Annotated in this window: 13 protein-coding genes; 8 read left to right on the top strand and 5 right to left on the bottom strand. The window is 76.1% G+C overall.

The features are described 5' to 3' along the window. The 8 genes from CHF16_RS07020 to CHF16_RS06985 form a co-directional block, all read left to right on the top strand. The coding region (locus CHF16_RS07020) for an alpha-glucosidase C-terminal domain-containing protein (protein ID WP_179271419.1) at nt 1-405 on the top strand (405 nt) is incomplete at its 5' end. 1 nt (nt 406) lies between these two features. Continuing rightward, nucleotides 407-1,837: a maltokinase N-terminal cap-like domain-containing protein gene (locus CHF16_RS07015; RefSeq protein WP_089325079.1), complete on the top strand. Its 1,431-nt coding sequence runs from the start codon at nt 407-409 to the stop codon at nt 1,835-1,837. A gap of 158 nt (nt 1,838-1,995) precedes the next feature. Then, the gene (locus CHF16_RS07010; protein ID WP_089325078.1) at nt 1,996-3,051 is read left to right on the top strand and encodes a C40 family peptidase; all 1,056 of its coding nucleotides are present in this window, start codon (nt 1,996-1,998) and stop codon (nt 3,049-3,051) included. A 209-nt stretch (nt 3,052-3,260) separates the two neighbouring features. Next, nucleotides 3,261-4,184 (top strand): metal ABC transporter solute-binding protein, Zn/Mn family, encoded by a 924-nt coding sequence (locus CHF16_RS07005; protein WP_089325077.1) that lies wholly within the window; start codon nt 3,261-3,263, stop codon nt 4,182-4,184. Between the two features lie 5 nt (nt 4,185-4,189). Next, on the top strand, nt 4,190-4,816 hold the full coding sequence (locus CHF16_RS07000) for a metal ABC transporter ATP-binding protein (RefSeq protein ID WP_089325107.1): 627 nt from the start codon (nt 4,190-4,192) through the stop codon (nt 4,814-4,816). Then, entirely contained in the window at nt 4,813-5,706 is an 894-nt protein-coding gene (locus CHF16_RS06995; protein WP_089325076.1) for a metal ABC transporter permease, read from the top strand. The genes CHF16_RS07000 and CHF16_RS06995 overlap by 4 nt, the downstream gene beginning before the upstream one ends. A 197-nt stretch (nt 5,707-5,903) precedes the next feature. Further along, nucleotides 5,904-6,962, top strand: a complete 1,059-nt coding sequence (locus tag CHF16_RS06990; RefSeq protein ID WP_089325075.1) for a rod shape-determining protein — start codon at nt 5,904-5,906, stop codon at nt 6,960-6,962. 70 nt (nt 6,963-7,032) lie between these two features. Beyond that, nucleotides 7,033-7,971 (top strand): MBL fold metallo-hydrolase, encoded by a 939-nt coding sequence (locus CHF16_RS06985; RefSeq protein WP_089325074.1) that lies wholly within the window; start codon nt 7,033-7,035, stop codon nt 7,969-7,971. Nucleotides 7,972-8,004: 33 nt separating this feature from the next. On the opposite strand, the gene CHF16_RS06980 is transcribed toward CHF16_RS06985, so the two are convergent. The 5 genes from CHF16_RS06980 to CHF16_RS06960 are packed head-to-tail and all read right to left on the bottom strand — an operon-like array spanning nt 8,005 to nt 17,978. After that, nucleotides 8,005-10,056, bottom strand: a complete 2,052-nt coding sequence (locus CHF16_RS06980) for a hypothetical protein (RefSeq protein ID WP_218826553.1) — start codon at nt 10,054-10,056, stop codon at nt 8,005-8,007. Next, entirely contained in the window at nt 10,053-11,207 is a 1,155-nt protein-coding gene (locus CHF16_RS06975) for a VWA domain-containing protein (RefSeq protein ID WP_089325072.1), read from the bottom strand. Before CHF16_RS06975 ends, CHF16_RS06980 begins: the two co-directional genes overlap by 4 nt. Further along, complete coding sequence (locus CHF16_RS06970) at nt 11,204-13,531, bottom strand: DUF5682 family protein (RefSeq protein WP_089325071.1); 2,328 nt, start codon at nt 13,529-13,531, stop codon at nt 11,204-11,206. The genes CHF16_RS06975 and CHF16_RS06970 overlap by 4 nt, the downstream gene beginning before the upstream one ends. Beyond that, nucleotides 13,531-14,625 (bottom strand): ATP-binding protein, encoded by a 1,095-nt coding sequence (locus CHF16_RS06965; protein ID WP_089325070.1) that lies wholly within the window; start codon nt 14,623-14,625, stop codon nt 13,531-13,533. Before CHF16_RS06965 ends, CHF16_RS06970 begins: the two co-directional genes overlap by 1 nt. Next, nucleotides 14,622-17,978 (bottom strand): DUF4132 domain-containing protein, encoded by a 3,357-nt coding sequence (locus CHF16_RS06960; RefSeq protein ID WP_089325069.1) that lies wholly within the window; start codon nt 17,976-17,978, stop codon nt 14,622-14,624. The genes CHF16_RS06965 and CHF16_RS06960 overlap by 4 nt, the downstream gene beginning before the upstream one ends. Nucleotides 17,979-18,010 lie beyond the last annotated feature (32 nt).

The following is an 18,010-nucleotide window of genomic DNA, read 5'->3' as shown; positions in this document are numbered from 1 at the left end:
AACAACCCCGGCTCCCTGCTGCACTGGACCCGCAAAATGATCGAGATCCGGCAGCGCCACCCCGTCTTCGGCGTCGGCTCCTACGTCGAACTGTCCGCCTCCAACCCCTCCGTCCTCGCCTTCACCCGCGAGATCTCCGAGGACGAGAGCCCGTGGGGAGAGATGGACACGGTGCTGTGCGTCAGCAACCTGTCGCGCTTCCCGCAGCCGGTCGAGTTGGACATGCGGCGGTTCGAGGGCTACTCCCCCGTCGAGTGCATGGGCGGCGTCCAGTTCCCGGCCATCGGGGAACTCCCGTACCTGCTGACGCTCCCCGGGCACGGCTTCTACTGGTTCCAGCTGCTCCCGCCGGACGACGCCGGCGCCGGCACCGACCGGACCGCGGGCGCGGGAAGGGCCGTGTGACATGCTGCCACCCCGAGCGGAGCTGATCCGGGACCTCGCGGAGTGGCTGCCCAGGCAGCGGTGGTTCGGCGGCAAGGACGGCCCCATCGACGAGCTGACCATCGGCACCGCCACCGAACTGCGCACCGGCGACCCAGCCCTGCACCACCTCGTCCTCGACGTCCGCCAGAACGGCACCACCGACCACTACCAGCTCCTGCTCGGCGTCCGCCGCGACCTGCCCGACCGGCTCCGGCACGTGGAGATCGGCCGCGACGCGGGCGGGACGAGCAGCACGGGCGGGAAGAGGGTGCGCGTGTACGACGCCGCCCACGACCCGGACCTGACCCGGACGCTGCTGGCCGCCCTGGCCGACGGGGCGTCCATCGGGCCGCTGCGCTTCCACCACGCCGGCGGCGCCCGCATCCGCACGGACCTCGCGAGCCTGCCCATCACCGCGGAGCAGAGCAACACCTCGCTGCTGTTCGGGGACGCCTACATCTGCAAGCTGTTCCGCCGGCTCAGCCAGGGCGTGAACCTCGACCTGGAGGTCAACCTCGCGCTCACCCGCCAGGGCTGCGCGCACGTCCCCGCCGTGCACGGCTGGATCGAGCTCGACCCGGGCGAGCCCGGCGCGGAGCCGGTCACGCTCGCGCTGCTGTCGGACTACCTGCACACCGGCGCGGACGGCTGGAGCCTGGCGATCGCGAGCGTCCGCGACTGGTTCGCCTACCCGCTGCCCGCCGGCGACGAGTGGGCGGAGCTGGACGCCGCGGTCGCCGGCGGCGACTTCGCGGCCGAGGCCGAACGGCTCGGTGCCGCCACCGCCCAGGTGCACCGGGCGCTCGCCGACGCGTTCGGCGTGACGACGGTCCCCGCCGCCGAGGTGCGCGCGCTGGCCGCCCGGATGAACGCCGAGCTGACCGCCACCTGCCGGGCCGTGCCCGGCCTCGCGCCGCACGCCAAGGCGCTCACCGGGGCGTTCCTGGACCTGGCCGCGCGGACGGCGCCGCTGGCCGTCCAGCGGGTGCACGGCGACTACCACCTCGGCCAGGTGCTGCGCACCGAGTCGGGCTGGGCGCTGCTCGACTTCGAGGGCGAACCGGCGCGCACGCAGAGCGAGCGGCGGGCCCTCGCGCACCCGCTGCGCGACGTCGCCGGGATGCTGCGCTCCTTCGAGTACGCGGCGCGGTTCCTCATCACCAAGGCCGGCACGGTGCCGACGGAGTCGGGGCCGCACCTGGAGACCCGGGCGCACGCGTGGGCGGCGCGCAACCGCGCCGCGTTCTGCCGCGGGTACGCGGCGGCCGGCGGCGCCGACCCGGCCGCGCACGCGGTGCTGATGCACGCGTTCGAGTTCGAGAAGGCCGTCTACGAGGTGCGCTACGAGGCGCGGAACCGGCCGGCCTGGCTGCCCGTTCCGCTGACCTCGCTCGCGCATCTGACCGCTTGATCAAAAGACACTGAAGAACGCTGCTAATTCCGCGCCATGATCATGCAAAATCGGCCGGTTCGCTCAATTCCCCGGCGATCAACGGGTACCCGATCACTCGGCAGGATGATGATCACCTGCCGAGGCGATGCCCGGCACCGGAGAACGGAGAGAGCGAAATGTCCATCGCACGCCATTCACACGATGACGGGGCCGCGGGCGCGGCCGGAAGCGGAGCGGCCGCCGGCCATACCGGCGGCACCCGGTCCACCTGCCGAAAACGGGGGACGCTCCGGGCGGCCGTCGTCGCGACGGCGACCGGAGCCGCGCTGGCCGTCCCGCTGAGCGCGCCCGCGCCGGCGGCGCTCAACCCGGCGGCGCTGCGGAGCCTGCACCTGGACTCCGCCACGCTGGCGAAGGTGAAGGCGTACGACCGGTACCGCACCCGCGAGGCGGCCCAGCGCGAGAAGGCCGGGAAGGCGCTCCGGTTCGCCCGCAAGCAGATCGGCAAGCCCTACCGGTGGGGAGCCGACGGGCCCGGCGGCTACGACTGCTCCGGCCTGGCGATGGCGGCGTGGCGCAAGGCGGGCGTGAAGATCCCGCGCGTGACCTACGCCCAGTACCGCAAGGTCGACCGCAAGGTGGAGTACCGGGACCTCGAGCCGGGCGACCTCATCTTCTTCCACGGCCGCAGCCACGTCGGCCTCTTCGTCGGGCACAAGCGGTTCCTGCACGCGCCGCACTCCGGCGCGCGGGTGCGCATCGACAAGATCGGCAAGCGGCGCAAGCGGCAGTTCGCCGGCGCGGTCCGGCCGGGCGCCCCGGCCTACCGGGAGTTCCCGGATTCGGTCCGGGAACTGGTCGAGAAGATCGACCGGATGAGTACCGAGAAACGAGCGGACCAGCCGCCTGATAAGGGGCGGACCCCCCAAATTCCGCCGCCATCTGACACCGTTCCCCATTCGCCCGAAAAGCCCCCGATCACCGCCCCCGGACACACCCCGGCCGACCCGGCCGGGCCACCCGGCCGCCCCGCCCAGGCGCCGGACCATCCCGCGGCACAGGCCCCGCGAAGCGACGCACCGTCGGACAAGTCACGGCCTGAACCGAGACCCCGTACGCGACCGGCCGCAGCGCCGCCGGGACAGCGGCGCCCCTTCTACCAGCACCGCGTCTGGGCGAAGTACACGGGTCCCTACGACTACCTGCCTGCCCTGGCCCGCAGGCCACTCTGACCACACGCACGACCGCACCGCCGCCACGGGCACCGTGGCGGCGGTGCGCGCGTTCGGCGCCCCCCGGAACCGGGGCGCCACTCGGCACCGGGCGCCGCTCGCGCGGAGGCCCGGCCTGCGGACACCGGCCTGCGGACACCGGTCTGCGGACGAAGACGGCGGATCATGCTAAGTTGCACTGAAAACCGTTTTCATTTTCGGAGGCCCCCATGACCTCTCTTCCGCGTGCCCGCGCCACCGGCGCGGGCGCCCTCCTCGCCGTCTCGGCCCTGCTGGCGTCCGGCTGCGGCTCGTCGCCCGACGCCGGGGCGGCCGGCCGTGAGGGCGGCGCCGTGCCCGTCGTGGCCTCGACGAACGTCTACGGCGACATCGCCCGGCAGATCGGCGGCGCCAGGGTGGAGGTGACGTCGTTCATCACCGACCCCGCGCAGGACCCCCACTCGTTCGAGGCGGGGACGCGCACCCGGCTCGCGCTGTCCGAGGCGCGGGTCGTCATCGAGAACGGCGGCGGCTACGACGACTTCATGGACACGCTGCTCAAGGGCTCGGGGTCCGAGGCGGCGGTGCTCAACGCCGTCGAGGTGTCCGGGCGGACCGCGCCGGCCGGCGAGGAGCTGAACGAGCACGTCTGGTACGACCTGCCGTCCGTCGGGCGGCTGGCCGACCGGATCTCCGCCGCGCTCGCCCAGGCCGACCCGGACGGCGCGAAGGCCTACGCGGCGAACGCCGGGGCCTTCAAGGCCGGGCTGGAGACGCTGGAGGGAAAGGTCGCCGCGCTCAAGGCCGCGCACGCGGGCGAGGGCGTCGCCATCACCGAGCCCGTCCCCGTCTACCTGCTGGAGGCGGCCGGGCTGGAGAACCGGACGCCCGAGGAGTTCAGCGAGGCGGTCGAGGAGGAGGGCGAGGTCCCGCCCCGCGCCATGCGCGATGTCCTCGCGCTGCTCACCGGCAAGAAGGTGAAGGCGCTCGTGCACAACTCCCAGACCGGCGGGCCGCAGACCGAGCGCGTCGAGAGGGCGGCCAGGGAGAGCGGCGTGCCCGTCGTGCCGGTCACCGAGACGCTGCCCGCGGGCACCGGCTACCTCGCCTGGATGGACGGCACCATCGCCGCGCTGGGGAGGGCGCTGTCGTGATCGCCATGCGCGGCGCCGCCCTCTCCTACGGGGAGCGGACGGTGTGGAGGGGGCTCGACCTCGACGTGGGGGCGGGCGAGTTCCTCGTCGTCCTCGGGCACAACGGGTCGGGCAAGACGAGCCTGCTGCGGGTGCTGCTCGGCCTGCAGCGGCTGACGGCCGGGACGGTCACCGTGCTGGGCCGCCCGCCGCGCCGGGGCAGCGACCTCGTCGGCTATGTCCCGCAGCACCGGGCCGTCCCGCCGCACACCCCGCTGCGCGCCCGCGACCTGGTGCGGCTCGGCGTCGACGGGCACCGGTGGGGGCCGCGGCGGTCCCGGGACGCGCGCCGGCGGGTCGAGGACGTCCTGCGCGACGTGGGCGCCGCACCGTACGCGGACGTCCCGCTCGACCTGCTGTCGGGCGGCGAGCTCCAGCGGGTGCGGATCGCGCAGGCACTCGCGTCCGGCCCCCGGGTCCTGCTGTGCGACGAGCCACTCGCCTCGCTGGACGCCGAGCACCGGCGGATCACGGCCGGGCTGGTCGAGCGGCGCAGGCGCGAGCACGGCACGGCGGTCGTGTTCGTCACGCACGAGGTGGAGCCCGTCGCGCCGTTCGCCGACCGGGTGCTGGAGCTGGGCGGGGCGGCATGAGCTGGACCGCGATCTTGCACGAGGTCTTCGACTTCCAGGACTACGGCGCGCTGCTCGGGCTCGTCCGCAACTCGCTGGTCGCGGGCGCCGTGCTCGGGCTCGTGGGCGGGCTCGCCGGGACGTTCGTCGTCATGCGCGACCTCCCGTTCGCCGTGCACGGCATCAGCGAGCTGTCGTTCGCGGGTGCGGCGGGCGCGCTGCTGCTCGGGGCGAGCGTGGCGGGCGGCTCGGTCGCGGGCGCGCTGGCCGCGGCCGCGCTGATCGGGCTGCTCGGCGCGCGGGCGCGCGACCGCGGCTCGGCCATCGGCGTGCTGATGCCGTTCGGGCTCGGGCTCGGCGTGCTGTTCCTGTCCCTGTACAAGGGCCGGTCGGCCAACAAGTTCGGGCTGCTCACCGGGCAGATCGCCGCGATCGACACGCCGCGGCTGTCGTGGCTGCTCGGCACCTCGGCGGTGGTGCTGGTGTGCCTCGCGCTCATGTGGCGGCCGCTGGCGTTCGCCAGCCTCGACCCGGACGTGGCGGCAGCGCGGGGCGTCCCGGTGCGGGCGCTCGCACTGGCGTTCACGCTCGTGCTCGGGCTCGCGGTCGCGGTGTCCGTGCAGGTGGTGGGGGCTCTGCTGGTGCTCGCGCTGCTCTGCACGCCGGCCGCCGCGGCGGTGCGGGTCACCGCGTCGCCGGTGCTCGTGCCGGTGCTGAGCGCGGTGTTCGCGACCGTGTCGGTGGTGGGCGGGATCCTGCTGTCGCTCGGCTCCAGCGTCCCCATCAGCCCGTACGTGACGACCATCTCGTTCGTCCTGTACGCGGGGTGCCGCGCGGCCGGGGCGGTCCGCGCCCGGCGCGGCTGGACGGCGCGGCGCGGCGCGTCCCGGCCGGACGCGGTGCCCGCCTGATCGTTCCCACATGAACTCTTGGTGCCCGCCCGGTGCCGCGCGCCGGGCGGGCATTCCAACGCCTCGGACGTTCCGGACATGCCGGATCGGTGATCACCGGGTCGTTGCGATTCGCTTACCCGCCCGTGGGCATCGCCGCAGGTCGCAAGGGCATCAACAAGACTCTTGCGACTTTCGGGGCGATTGGGAGGGACGCGATGTGGGACTTCGCGGGCCGTGACACCGCTATCGACCTGGGCAGCGACACCGTGCGCATGCACGTGCGGGACCGCGGCGTGGTGTGCCGCGAGCCGTCCGTGCTCGCCCGGTCCCGGGACACCGGGCACATCCTCGCGCTGGGGCGGCCCGCCCGGGAGATGGCCGGGCGCAACCCCGACGTCACGCTCGTCCGGCCGATCCGGGCCGGCGCGCCGACCGAGACCGACGAGGCCGAGTACCTCATGCGCCACCTCGTCCGCCGGCACCACCGCCGCCACTACACCGCCCGCCCCCGGCTCGTCGTCACGGTGCCGAGCGGGATGACGTCCGTGCACTACCGGGCCCTGCAGTTCTCCGCCTACCAGGCCGGCGCGCGGCGCCTCACGCTCGTGCCGACGCCCATCGCCGCCGCGATCGGGATGGGGATGACCTCGGCCTCCCGGCCCGAGATCGCCGTCATCGCCTGCGTCGGCGCCGACGTCACCGACACCGGCGTCATCGCCTTCGGCGGGCTCGTCACCTCGCACACCGCCCGGATCGGCGGCTCCGCGCTGGACCGCGCGATCGTCGCGATGGTCCGGCGCGAGCACGGCGTCGCGCTGTCGCGGTCCGCCGCCGAGCGGGCGAAGCTGGAGGTCGGGGAGGTGCCGCCGCTCGGCCGGCGGCCGGTCCGGCAGACCGTGGTGACCGGCCGCGACATCGCCACCGGGATGCCGCGCGAGGTCGTGCTCACCACGCTGGACATCGGCCGCGCGATCAGCGGGCCGGTGACCGAGATCGTGGACGCGATCCGGGCCGGGCTCACCGGCTGCTCCCCCGAGATCTCCGGCGACCTGGTGAGCGTCGGCATCACGCTCACCGGCGGCTGCGCCCGGCTGCCCGGCCTGGAGCGGATGATCCGGGAGCGGACCGGACTGGAGGCGCGGCTCGGCGACGACACCGGCGACGCGGCCGTGCTCGGCGCCGGGGAGGTGCTCCGCTCGGCCGGCAGCGGCGAGCCGTCGGCGCGCAAGTCCTCGCCGCGCCCGCACGTGCTGACCACGCTGCCCGAATACTGACCGGCGCCGCACGCCCCGGCGAGACGCGCCGCCCGGCCGGTCCCGCGCCGCCCGGTTAGACTACGCCGGCATGAGCGACGCGCCCGGCCTCGACGGCCCCGGAAGCCCACGCCTGCAGGAGGTCTCGGACGGGGTCTTCGCCTACGTCCAGCCCGACGGCACGTGGTGGATCAACAACACCGGCTTCCTCACCGGGGTGCGCGGGGTCGTCAGCGTGGACTCGTGCTCGACCGAGCGCCGCACCCGCGCCTACCTGGAGGCGATCCGGTCGGTGTCGGACCGGCCCGTCCGGACGCTGGTCAACACCCACCACCACGGCGACCACACGTTCGGCAACCACCTGTTCCCGGGCGCCACCGTGGTCGGGCACGAGCGGACGCGGGAGGGCGTGCTCGCCTGGGGCAGGCCGTTCGACGAGCCGTTCTGGACGAAGGTGGACTGGGGCCACGTCGAGATCGAGCCGCCGTTCCTCACCTACACCGAGGGCGTGACGGTGTGGGCGGACGACCTGCGCTGCGAGGTCCGGCACGTGGGGACGCCCGCGCACACCACGAACGACTCCATCGTCTGGATCCCGGAGCGGCGCGTCCTGTTCAGCGGCGACCTGCTGTTCAACGGCGTCACCCCGTTCCTGATGCAGGGGTCGGTCGCGGGGGCGATCCGGGTGCTGGAGGAGGTCGTCGCCCCGCTCGGCGCGGAGACGATCGTCCCCGGGCACGGCCCCGTCGGCGGCCCCGAGCTGGTCGGCGGCGTCATCGCCTACGCGCGGTTCGTGCAGGAGACGGCCGCCGCGGCGAAGGAGGCCGGGCTGGCGCCGCTGGAGGCCGCGCGGGAGGCCGACCTCGGCCCGTTCGCGGAGTGGCCCGACTCCGAGCGGCTCGTCGGCAACCTGTACCGCGCCTACGCCGAGCTGGACGGCCTCGAACCGGGCGGCGACATCGACCAGGCCGCCGCCCTCGGCGACATGGTCGCCTACAACGGCGGCCGGCCCCTCACCTGCCGCGCCTGACCCGGCGGCGATCCGCCCGGCCGGGCGCCGGGATCAGCGGAGCTCGGCGGTCGTCAGCAGCCTGATGTGGGCGGTGGCCCACGCGCGGACCGTGCGGTGCGGGTCGTCGGCGGCGAGCGCCGCGGCGAGGTCGGCGACGGCCGCCGCGGCGGCGCGCAGCCCGGCGCGCTCCAGGTCGCGCCCGGTGCGGGCGATCCGCTCCCGCAGGCCGGGCGTTGCGTACAGGAGCCCGCGGTGCGCGGCCTCGGCACCGGCGGCGAGGGCCTCCGCCAGCGCGCGGGTGAGCGGGTCGCCGGCGGCGGGCGGCGGGGCGTCGAGCGCGGCGGTGCCGTCGCCGGGCGTCAGGTCGGGGACGACGGCGCCGCTCCCGGTCATGACGGCGAACGGGTCGATGACGATGCCGCCGCGGTCCCTGCGGACGGTGCCGGCCACCAGCCGGGGGCCGTCCTCCAGCGCGGCGGCGAGCGCGTCGAGCGCGGCGGGCCGGTGCGGGCTGTAGTCGGCGGACACGACGGCGGCGGTCCCGGCCGCGTCCGCGACCACGGCCTCCAGGCGCTGCGCGCCGGGATGGTAGCCGATGCCGCGGACCTCGGCGATCTCCACGGCGCGGACCAGTTCCGCCGCGACGCGGGGGCGGACGAGGCGGGGCGGCAGCGCGTCCAGCGCGCGGGCCTCGGCCGCGAGGTCGCGCACGAGCAGCGCAGCGGGCAGGCTGTGCCAGGCGTCGCCGAGCGGCGTGACCGTGGTCTTCGCGATCCGGCCGGCGGTGACGCGGACGACCCGGCCGGCGCTGCGCGACGCGCTCTCCGACACCACGTTCGAGGCGGCGAGCGACCGCAGCGGCACCCCAAGGACGCGGCGCCCGGCGAGGTCGGCGCCGGTGAGCCGCTCGCCGTCGGGGACGTCCCAGCGGCGCCGCAGGACCAGCACCACGCCGGTACCGGCGTCCGCGAGGTAGATGTCGGCGGTGCGGGAGTCGTCGGTGCCCGCGACGCGGCAGCCGAGCCCGACCAGCCGGACGCGGCGCAGCGGGGTCTCGGCGCGCTCGTCGGTGCCGAGCGCCTGGGTGCGGTCCGGCCCGGCGGCGGCGCGGTGCCGGGCGTGGATCTCGGCGAGCAGCTCGGCGACCAGCGCGGGGTCGTGGTCGGCGCGGCGCTCGTGGTGGGCGGTGAGCTGGGCGGCCAGGTCCTCCAGCGCGGCGGCCGGCCAGTGCATGCCGCGTCCGGCCAGGTCGGCGGCGGTGCGGCCGAGCGCGGCGGCCGGCACCGGGCCCGCGTTCGCGGCGCCCTCCAGCAGGAGCCCGCCGGCCAGGTCGAGCGCTGTGTCGAGCGCGGCGCCGCCGTCGCCGCGGGCCGCCCCCGGCGCGCCGCCCACGTCGAGGCGGACCTCGGTGCCGGTGAGGCCGCGCTCGTCGGCGGCGCGGAACGCCCAGGCCGCGAGCACGGTGACCTCGCCGCGCATCGCGGCGACGGCGTCGGTGTGGACGTAGCCGAGCTCGCCCGGCACGAGGAACCGGACGGTGCAGGACGGCAGCTCCGCGTGGGCCACCGGGTCCTCCGCGGTGGGGCGGCGGAGCTTCGCCGAGTACCCGGCGCGGAAGGCGCGGCGCGCGGCGGTGAGGGCGCGCTGCCCGAGGACGCGGGCGAGCGCGTCGTCGTCGAACGCGCCGGGCGACCACGGCGGCCCGGACGCGTCCGCGGAACCGGCGGCCGGCCCGGCCTCGGGCGCGGATTCGGTCTCGGCTCCGGCTTCGGCGCCGGACGCCGCACCGGATTCGGGTGCGCCGGGCGGTCCGGCCTCCGCCGTCCGCTGGTAGGCGAGGACGAGGCAGATCCGGTGGCGGCACGTCCCGGTGGCGGCGCACGAGCAGGTCGCGGCGTCCAGCCCGGCCCCGGCCGGCAGGGACGTCCGCGTGCCGTCCGGGAAGGCGCCGTCGACGCCGCCGTCCGGGGACACGGCGACCTCGGGGCCGTTCCCGGCGTCCAGGTCCTTCGCCGCGCGCTTGACCAGCCCGCGGTTGGCGAGGGCGGCGAGCGCGTCCGGGGTGAGCGAGAGCAGGTCGGCGCGGACCACGGGGCGGCTCACCGGCCGATCCGCTCGGCGACGAACTCGGCGAGCCGGCCGGGCGTCATGGCGCCGACGTGCGCGCCCTCGGCGGCGAGCCGCCCCGCCATCGCGCGGTCGTAGTCGGGGTCGGCGTCCTCGTCGAGCGCGGCCAGCCCGAGCACGTGCGTCCCCTGCTGGACGAGCCCGCGGACCTCCCGGACGAGCCGGTACGCGTCGCCGCCCTCGTAGAAGTCGGTGACGAGCGCGACGATCGTCCGGCGCGGGTTCTCCACCAGCCCCGCGCCGTAGCCGACGGCCCGCGCGATGTCGGTGCCGCCGCCGAGCTGCACCTTCATCAGCAGCTCGACCGGGTCGGTGACGTCGGAGGTGAGGTCGACGACGGAGGTGTCGAACGCGACCAGGTGCGTCTTCAGGCCGGGCAGCCCCCACAGGCACGCCGCGGTGACGGCCGAGTGGACGACCGACCCGGCCATCGACCCGGACTGGTCGACGAGCAGGATCAGCTGCCACTGCTCGACGTGCCGCCGCGTCCGGGACGTGAACCGCGGGTTCTCGATGTAGAGGCGGCGCTCGTCCGGCCGGTAGTGCGCGAGGTTCGCGCGGATCGTCCCGTGGAAGTCGAAGTTGCGGGAGTTCTTGATGCGGCTGGGGCGCCGCGACCGGGTGCCGTGGAACGCCTGCCGGACCTCGGTGGCGAGCCGGTCCATCAGCTGTCGGACGACGGCCTCCACGATCCGCCGGGCCAGCGCCAGCACCTCGGGGTTCATCAGGTGCTTGGTGCGCAGGACGGCGCGCAGCAGCGTCTCGTCCGGCTCGATGCGCTCCAGCACGGCGGGGTCCGTGACGATCTCGTGGATCTCGTACCGCTCGACGGCGTCGCGTTCGAGCCGCTCGATCGTCTCCTTGGGGAAGAGCCGGTGCACGGCGTCCAGCCAGTCGACGGTCGTGAGCTGGGACGGCCCGTCGCCGCCGGTGCGGTCCCCGCCGGGCTCGGCCTTCGCGCCGCCGGACCCGCGCCGCACGCCGCGCCTGCCGAGGTCGGGGTCGCGGCCGTAGAGCCACTCGAGGGCGGCGTCCCGTTCGGCGGCGTCGCCGGACAGCGCGCCCGTGCACCCCTCGGCGGGGGCGCCGAGCACGAGCCGCCAGCGTTCCAGGTCGGGCGGTATCACGATCCTCCTTCGAGCAGGCCGGCGGCCGCCAGGGCCCGGTCGACGCGCTCCTCCAGGGCGCGGGCCTCGGCGATGAGCAGCGGGGCGCCGGCCGCGCGGAGCAGCGTGCGGGCCGGGGCGTTCAGGCCGCGCCGCTCCAGCAGCCCCTGGGCGATGGCCTCGCGCTCGCGCGGCGGGAAGAACCCGAACGCCTGCCGCAGGGCGGGCAGCGCCACCTGGAAGTCGCCGTCGGTCAGGTCGCCGAGCAGCTCGTCGAGGACGCCGAGGACGGTCCCGTCCGGGTCGAGCACCTCCTGCCGGGCCAGGGCGAACAGCCCGGCGAGCCAGTCGCCGAGCGTGTCCGGGCCGGCGGCGCCGCGGACCGCGCGGGCCGGGTCGGCGGTGTCGCCGAGCGCCCGGCCGAGCCCGAACGCGGCGCCGCGCAGGTCGGGCGGGACGTCGGGCCCGGCGGCGACGCGGCGGGCGACGCCGAGCGCGGCGCCGCGGTCGAGGGCGAGCGCGTCACCGGCGTGCAGCAGCGCGTCGCGGACCGCGGCGACGGCGCCCAGCCGGGGCAGGTCGGCGGGCGCGGGCCCGCCGCGGATCCCCTCGGCGAGCCACAGGATCCGGGCCGTGCACTCCTCGATGACCGTTCCGAACAGCGGGCTGCGGGCCGTGCCGAGGACCCGGTCGTGCCGCCACAGCCCGAGGACGGTGCCGAGCGCGGCGCCGAGCCCGGCGAGGTCGGGCGAGCCCGCGATCCCGGCCGCGATCGCCCCGGCGATGCCGTCGGAGCGGTCGGCGCAGCCACACAGCGCCGCGTCGAACAGCACGCCGGCGAGCGGCCCCATGTCGGTGCCGGCGGCGTGCACGCGCTCGTCCAGGACGGCGCCCGCGGCGTCGGCGAGCGTCGGCCCGTAGGCGCCGGCCTCGATGAGCGCGGCGCGGCGGCGCCCGCCGGGGTCGGCGGCGGTCAGCTCCCAGCGCTCCTCCAGCACCGGGTCGGCGCCCGTCTCGGGGCCCGACACCCGCCACGCGCCGGGGACGCCCAGCACCCGCAGGCGGTGCAGGGCGCGGCTGCGCTCCAGGCCGCGCGGCGACGCCAGCTTGAGGACGACCCGCCCGTCCCGGTCGAGGCCGAGCCGCTCCAGTTCGGCCCCGGCGTCGTGGACGAGCGGCGGCGCGGGCGTCCCGGGGTGCAGCCGCCCGGTGCGGTCCCCGCTGAGCGCGGCGACCATCTCCACGACGGTCGGGTGGGCGCCGGGGGCGAGCGGGCCGCGCGACGTCCACGGCAGCCGCTGGTCGAGGTCGTCGTTCACCAGGGCGGACACCAGACCGTCCAGGAGGTCGGCCCTGGCGGGGGCGCGGTGGCCGCGCAGCCGGGTGAGGCCGTCGGTGAGGGTCCGCGCGGCGATCAGGTCGGCGGTCGACACGACCTGCCGGCGCGCGCGCAGCCGCGTCGCGACGCGCTCGATGAGCGCGCCCGCCGCCGCTTCGGGGCCGTCCTCCCAGAGCCGCTGGTAGTACTCCGGCGACGGCATCCCCGACTGGTAGCCGGTGAAGGCGTCCAGGCGCTTGAACGAGTACGGGACGAGGAAGCCGCCGCCGATCGCGCCCTCCGGCGGCTCCGGCACGTCCGGCCACGCGGTGGAGCCGGACGCGGTGAGCGTCTCCAGGGCGGGCTTGTGGAACCCGCCGGTGACCACGACGACGGGGCGGTCTCCGGCGTCGGCGACGGCCGCCCGCACCCACGCCGCCATGTACTCCTCGCGGGCCGTGTCGTCCGGGCCGGCCTCCGCCTCGCCGCGCAGCAGCGCGAAGTACGCGTCGAGCCGCTCCGCGAGCCCCCGCCCCTCGCCCTCGCCCCGCCCGTCGCCGTCAGTGTCGGCGTCGGCGTCGGCGTCGGCGTCGATCTCGAAGAGGTGGTCCCAGAGGATGTCGGTGTTGTCGACGGCGAACTCCCGGCAGAGCCGCTCGGTGACCTCGGCGTAGCGGCGCTCGGCGTCGGCGTACCGGTTGCTGCGCTCGGCGAACGCGGGATGCCACGCCGGCAGGTCGATGAACCGCAGCTCGGCGCCCGCCGCGCGGCCCTCGTTCAGCGCGACCCATTCCGGCGAGTAGTCGCAGAACGGCGACCAGGACGCGTGCACGCGCTCGTCGTCGCGGTAGTAGCTGAACACCGCGACGGGCGGGGTGTGGCCGAGCAGCAGCTCGTCCATCCGCGGGCCGAAGTCGGCGGGGCCCTCGACCAGCACGTACGCGGGCCGCAGCCGCCGGATCGTGTCCCGGACGAGGCGCGCGCACGCGGGGCTGTGGTGCCGGACCCCGAGGAACGTGGCGGCCATCAGCCGGGCAGCAGGTGCCGGGCGGCGTGCAGCGCCCTCCACTGCTCGCCGCCGCGCCGGGCGGCCTGCTGCTCCAGGTAGCGGCGCAGCCGGGCGAGGTCGTCGGGGCTGTCCTTGGCGGCGGTGCCGGCGAGGCACTCGACGATGTCGGCGGCGGTGCCCGGCTCGCCGCGCAGGAACCAGCCCCGCACGCCGATCTGGTGCGCGACGGAGACGGCCTCGGCGGTGCTCATCACCGCCGACAGCCGGTCCATGCCCCGGCCGTCCTCGGTGGCGGCGCCGCGCAGCTCCCGGAACGCGGTGACGAGGACCTCCAGGACGTCGCGGCGCGGCGGCGCCTCGACGCCGCTGTGCTCCAGCAGCCGCCGCGCCTCCTGCTCGACCAGGTCCAGCTCGGTGCCGAAGTCGGCGATCGGGAACACGGTCTCGAAGTTGAACCGCCGCTTGAGCGCCGCGCTCATCTCGTTGACGCCGCGGTCGCGGGTGTTGGCGGTCGCGATGACGTTGAACCCGTCCCGGGCGAACACCATCGCGTCGGGGCCGGCCAGCTCGGGGATGGCGAGGACCCGGTCCGACAGCGGGGACAGCAGCGCGTCCTGCACCTCCAGCGGGCAGCGGGTGATCTCCTCGAACCGGACGACCTTCCCCTCGGCCATGCCGGTGAGCAGCGGCGCCGGGACCAGCGACCGGGTCGACGGCCCCTCGGCGACGAGCAGCGCGTAGTTCCAGGAGTACTTGATCTGGTCCTCGGTGGTGGCCGCGCCGCCCTGGATCGTCAGTGTGGACGTCCCGCTGACCGCCGCCGCGATCAGCTCCGACAGCAGCGACTTCGCGGTGCCGGGCTCCCCGACCAGCATCAGCCCGCGGCTCGTGGCGAGGGTGACGAGCGCGCGGTCGATGAGCGCGGTGTCGCCGACGAACTTGCGGCGGATGCCGAGCGCCTCGTCCCCGACGATGAACCGCCGCGCCGCCGTCAGGCTCAGCGCCCAGCCGGGCGGGCGGGGGCCGGTGTCGTCCTCGCGGAGCCGGTCGAGCTCCGCGGCGAACCGGACCTCGGCCGGGGGCCGCTGGTAGTCGGTGGTGTCGTCGCTCATGCCTGCGCGGCCTCCGCGAGAGTGGTCAGGTCGGCGAGGACCTCGGACGCGGTGACGGCGTCCAGCTCGCCGAACGTGTGAGGGGTGCCCCTGCTGGGCCAGAAGTCGCCGGGCTCGGTCGCCAGCCACACGTAGTCGAGGAACTGGTGGTCGCCGGCGGCGTCGACGGCGCCGACCGAGATGCCCGGGTCGAGGTCGATCACCACGTACCGGTCGGCGGCGACGCGGCGGGAGATCCACCGCTCGCCGCCCGCGTCCTGCGGCTCGCCGCGCTCCCAGCCGAGCTTGACCAGGCCGAGAACCTTCCCGAACGGGACCTTCAGCCCCTCGAACCGGGCCAGCCGGCCGCTGTCCCGGTCGTCCTCGGCCAGGACGTGGACGGGCCGGCCGAGCTGCGGGAACGGCTGGAGGATCTCGTAGTCGGCGAACACCTCCGCCCACGCCTTGACATCCGTGCCGGGGAGCGCCGGATGCATGAGCCGGACGCGCGCCGCGGCGGGGAGGTCGAAGACGTCGTCGTCCACGTCGGCGAACGTGCCGTCCTCCGCAATGCGGAACGCGGTCTCCAGCGGCGCGTTTGCCGCGCCTCCGTTCCCGGCGCCTTCCTTCTCCGCGCCGTCGTGCTCGGCGACCCAGAGCAGGCGGCGGGCGATGTGCCGGACGAGCGGGTGCCGGACGATGAACTCGCCGAAGTCGTCCGGCGCCCAGCGGCGCTGCGTCACCATCGCCCGCTCCAGGCGGCGGATCTGGTCGGCGGCGGCGGTCCGCACGTCCTTCTTGAGGCCGGCGAACGCCGTGTAGGCGGCGGGCGCGAGCTCGGGGTCGTCCTTGGCGCCCGGTTTGGGGAGGGCCTTGCGGCGCTTGCCGTCCTCGTCCGTCACGAACGGCTTGAGCTGCTCGTCGAACCCGACCCTGAAGCGGCGCGGCCCGTAGTCGAGCACCATGCCGCCGTCCGCGTCGAGACCGAAGCCGGGGACGAGCCGGTCGCCGAGTTCCTCGGTGGTGAGGCCGAGCCGGTCGGCGACCTCGCGGATCCGCGCCTGCGCCTCCACCTGGAGGCCCTTGAACTTCACCTTCTGCGCGATGCCGTGCAGGTGCATCAGCGCGACGTCCGTCCCGATCTCCGCGAGGACGCCGAGGCCGGTGACGGCGTTGCGGTGCCCGCCCTCGCCCGGCCAGGCGCGGATGACCGGCGTCAGCCGCCGGACGGTCCCGTCGTCGCCGGTGCGGCCGAGCTGCCGCAGCGCCCACCCGTCCTTGGCCGGCTTGCCCGCGTCGAGCCACTGCCGGAACAGCCCCCACCCGAACTCGGCGAGCGAGCCCGGCTCGCACGCCTCCGCCAGATCGTCCATCTCGTGCGGGCTGTCGAGGGTGAGCAGCTCGATGAGCGCGTTGACGGCGTCCAGAGGCAGGGCGCGGTCGCGCTTGCGCAGCAGGACCTGTGGGAGCAGGGCCGGGTCGATCCAGGTGCCGGTCTTCACCGGCTGGGCGAGGCCGGTGTGCGTGGGCGGCAGGGACAGCAGCTCCCCGATCGCGGCCCCCGCGTCGTCGCCGTGGGCCGCGCGGGCGGCGTCCGCGACGCCGGGGAGGCCGTGCGCGGCGTGCAGGTACCGCAGGGCGGTCTCGGCGCCGCGCCGGTCCTTGGCCTTGGTGCCGAGCGCCGCGGGGACCAGCAGCGGGACGGCGGCGAGCCCGTGCCGGTCGAACCAGCGGCGGGCGGGCTCCAGGCGGTTGCCGCGCTTGACCAGGCCGTCGGCCATCAGCAGCGCGACCTCCGCGTCCAGGTACGGCAGCAGGGGGTCGCCGCAGGTCTCCAGGTGCGGCCGGGCCGTGCGGAGCGCGACGGGCAGCGCGTCCAGCTCGTAGCGGGCCACGAGAGGGCGCATCCACACGTGGGCGAACCGGCGGACCAGCCCTTCGTAGCCGGGAAGCAGCGGGCGGACCACCTCCTCGGGGCCGTAGCACATCAGCTGCAGCGCGGCGAGCTTGTGCTCGCCCGACCGGTAGCCCTCGGCGGCGGCTTCCCAGTCGACGTCGTCGCCGGGCTTGCCGACATGCTTGTCCAGCTCGGTGCCGAGCCATTCGCGCCGCTCGCCCTCGTGCCAGGCCAGCCGCGGCGCGGGCGGGGTCAGGCCCTTCAGGACGGGCCGCCGCGGGGCGCGCCACGGCGGGGCGGCGAGGACGGCGGGGACCTCGTCCGGCGCCGCGTCGGCGACGCGCTCCGATGCCACGGCGACGCGTTCGACGGCCGCGGCGACGTCGTCCGGCAGGCCGGGCAGCGCGGCGGCGACCACCTCGGGGTGGGCGGCGACGTGCCCCGCGAGCAACTCGTCGGCGCCCGCCGCGGCCAGCAGGCGCAGCGCCCGCACCGGGAACCGCCGGGCGGCCTCGCCGAGCGCCGCCCGCGCGTGCTTCAGGCCGAGCCGGTCGAGCAGCGCCCAGAACGCCTCGTCGGTCGGCAGGAAGGCGATCGTCTCCATGACGGTCCTGCGGTCGTCGGAGGGCATGGACCCGCCGTCGACCGCGCGGAGGAGCAGCGGGAGGACGTCGGAACCGATCCCGTCGACCAGCGTGGCCACCAGCGCCCGGTTCGTCCGGTAGAGGGGCAGGCCGCGCATCAGCAGCGGAGCCGCGAGCTGGTCGGCCGAGCCGAGGGCGGACAGCGCGAGCAGGATGAGGTCGAGGCCGGTGCGCGGGGGCACCGGCGCGGCGCAGCACTCGTCCACCCAGTCCTGCCGGGTGGGGACCAGGTACGACACCAGCCACCGCGCGCCGAAACCCGTCCGGTGCGCGGCGAGCCGGTCGACCGCGGCGGCGTAGTCGGCGTCGGACGCCACGGCCAGCAGCCCCCGGACGCGCCGCGCCTCGTCCGCCGGCACCGCGACGGTGGCCTCGTGCTGGACGCGGGCGGCGCCGACCCAGGTGCCCTTCCACGGGCCGCCGCCCTGGCGGACCGCCTCCGTGCGGCTCAGCTCGACCAGCGCGCAGGCCGTGAACGCGATGCCGTGCTCGGCGAGCCACGCGTCGACGTACGCGCGGTGGATCGCGTCGCGGGCGTTCGCGCCGCCGGCGCCCAGCACGGTGACGGCCGCGACCGCCGCCGCTCCCACCGGGTCGGGCGCGCCGTCCAGGTGCCGCCGCGCGGCCTCGGCGAGCGCCGGGTCGCCGGCCCCGCCCGCGCGCAGCGCCTCGACCGCCCCGCCGGTCCGCTCAACGAGATCGCGCACCGCGGCCGGCGCGGCCGGATCGGTCTTGATCTTCGGGCCGGGGGTGCCGCCGCGCCGCGCGTGCACCGCGCGCCGCCACGGCTCGGGCAGGGTCAGGACGTCCTCACCGGGGGGCTGATCTTCCATGGCGCCCAACGGTAGAGGAGTGGACCGACAGA

Origin of the sequence: Actinomadura meyerae, assembly GCF_900188445.1 — a bacterium.
GTDB classification, from domain to species: domain Bacteria; phylum Actinomycetota; class Actinomycetes; order Streptosporangiales; family Streptosporangiaceae; genus Spirillospora; species Spirillospora meyerae.
This window is presented reverse-complemented; position numbering and strand designations above follow the sequence as displayed.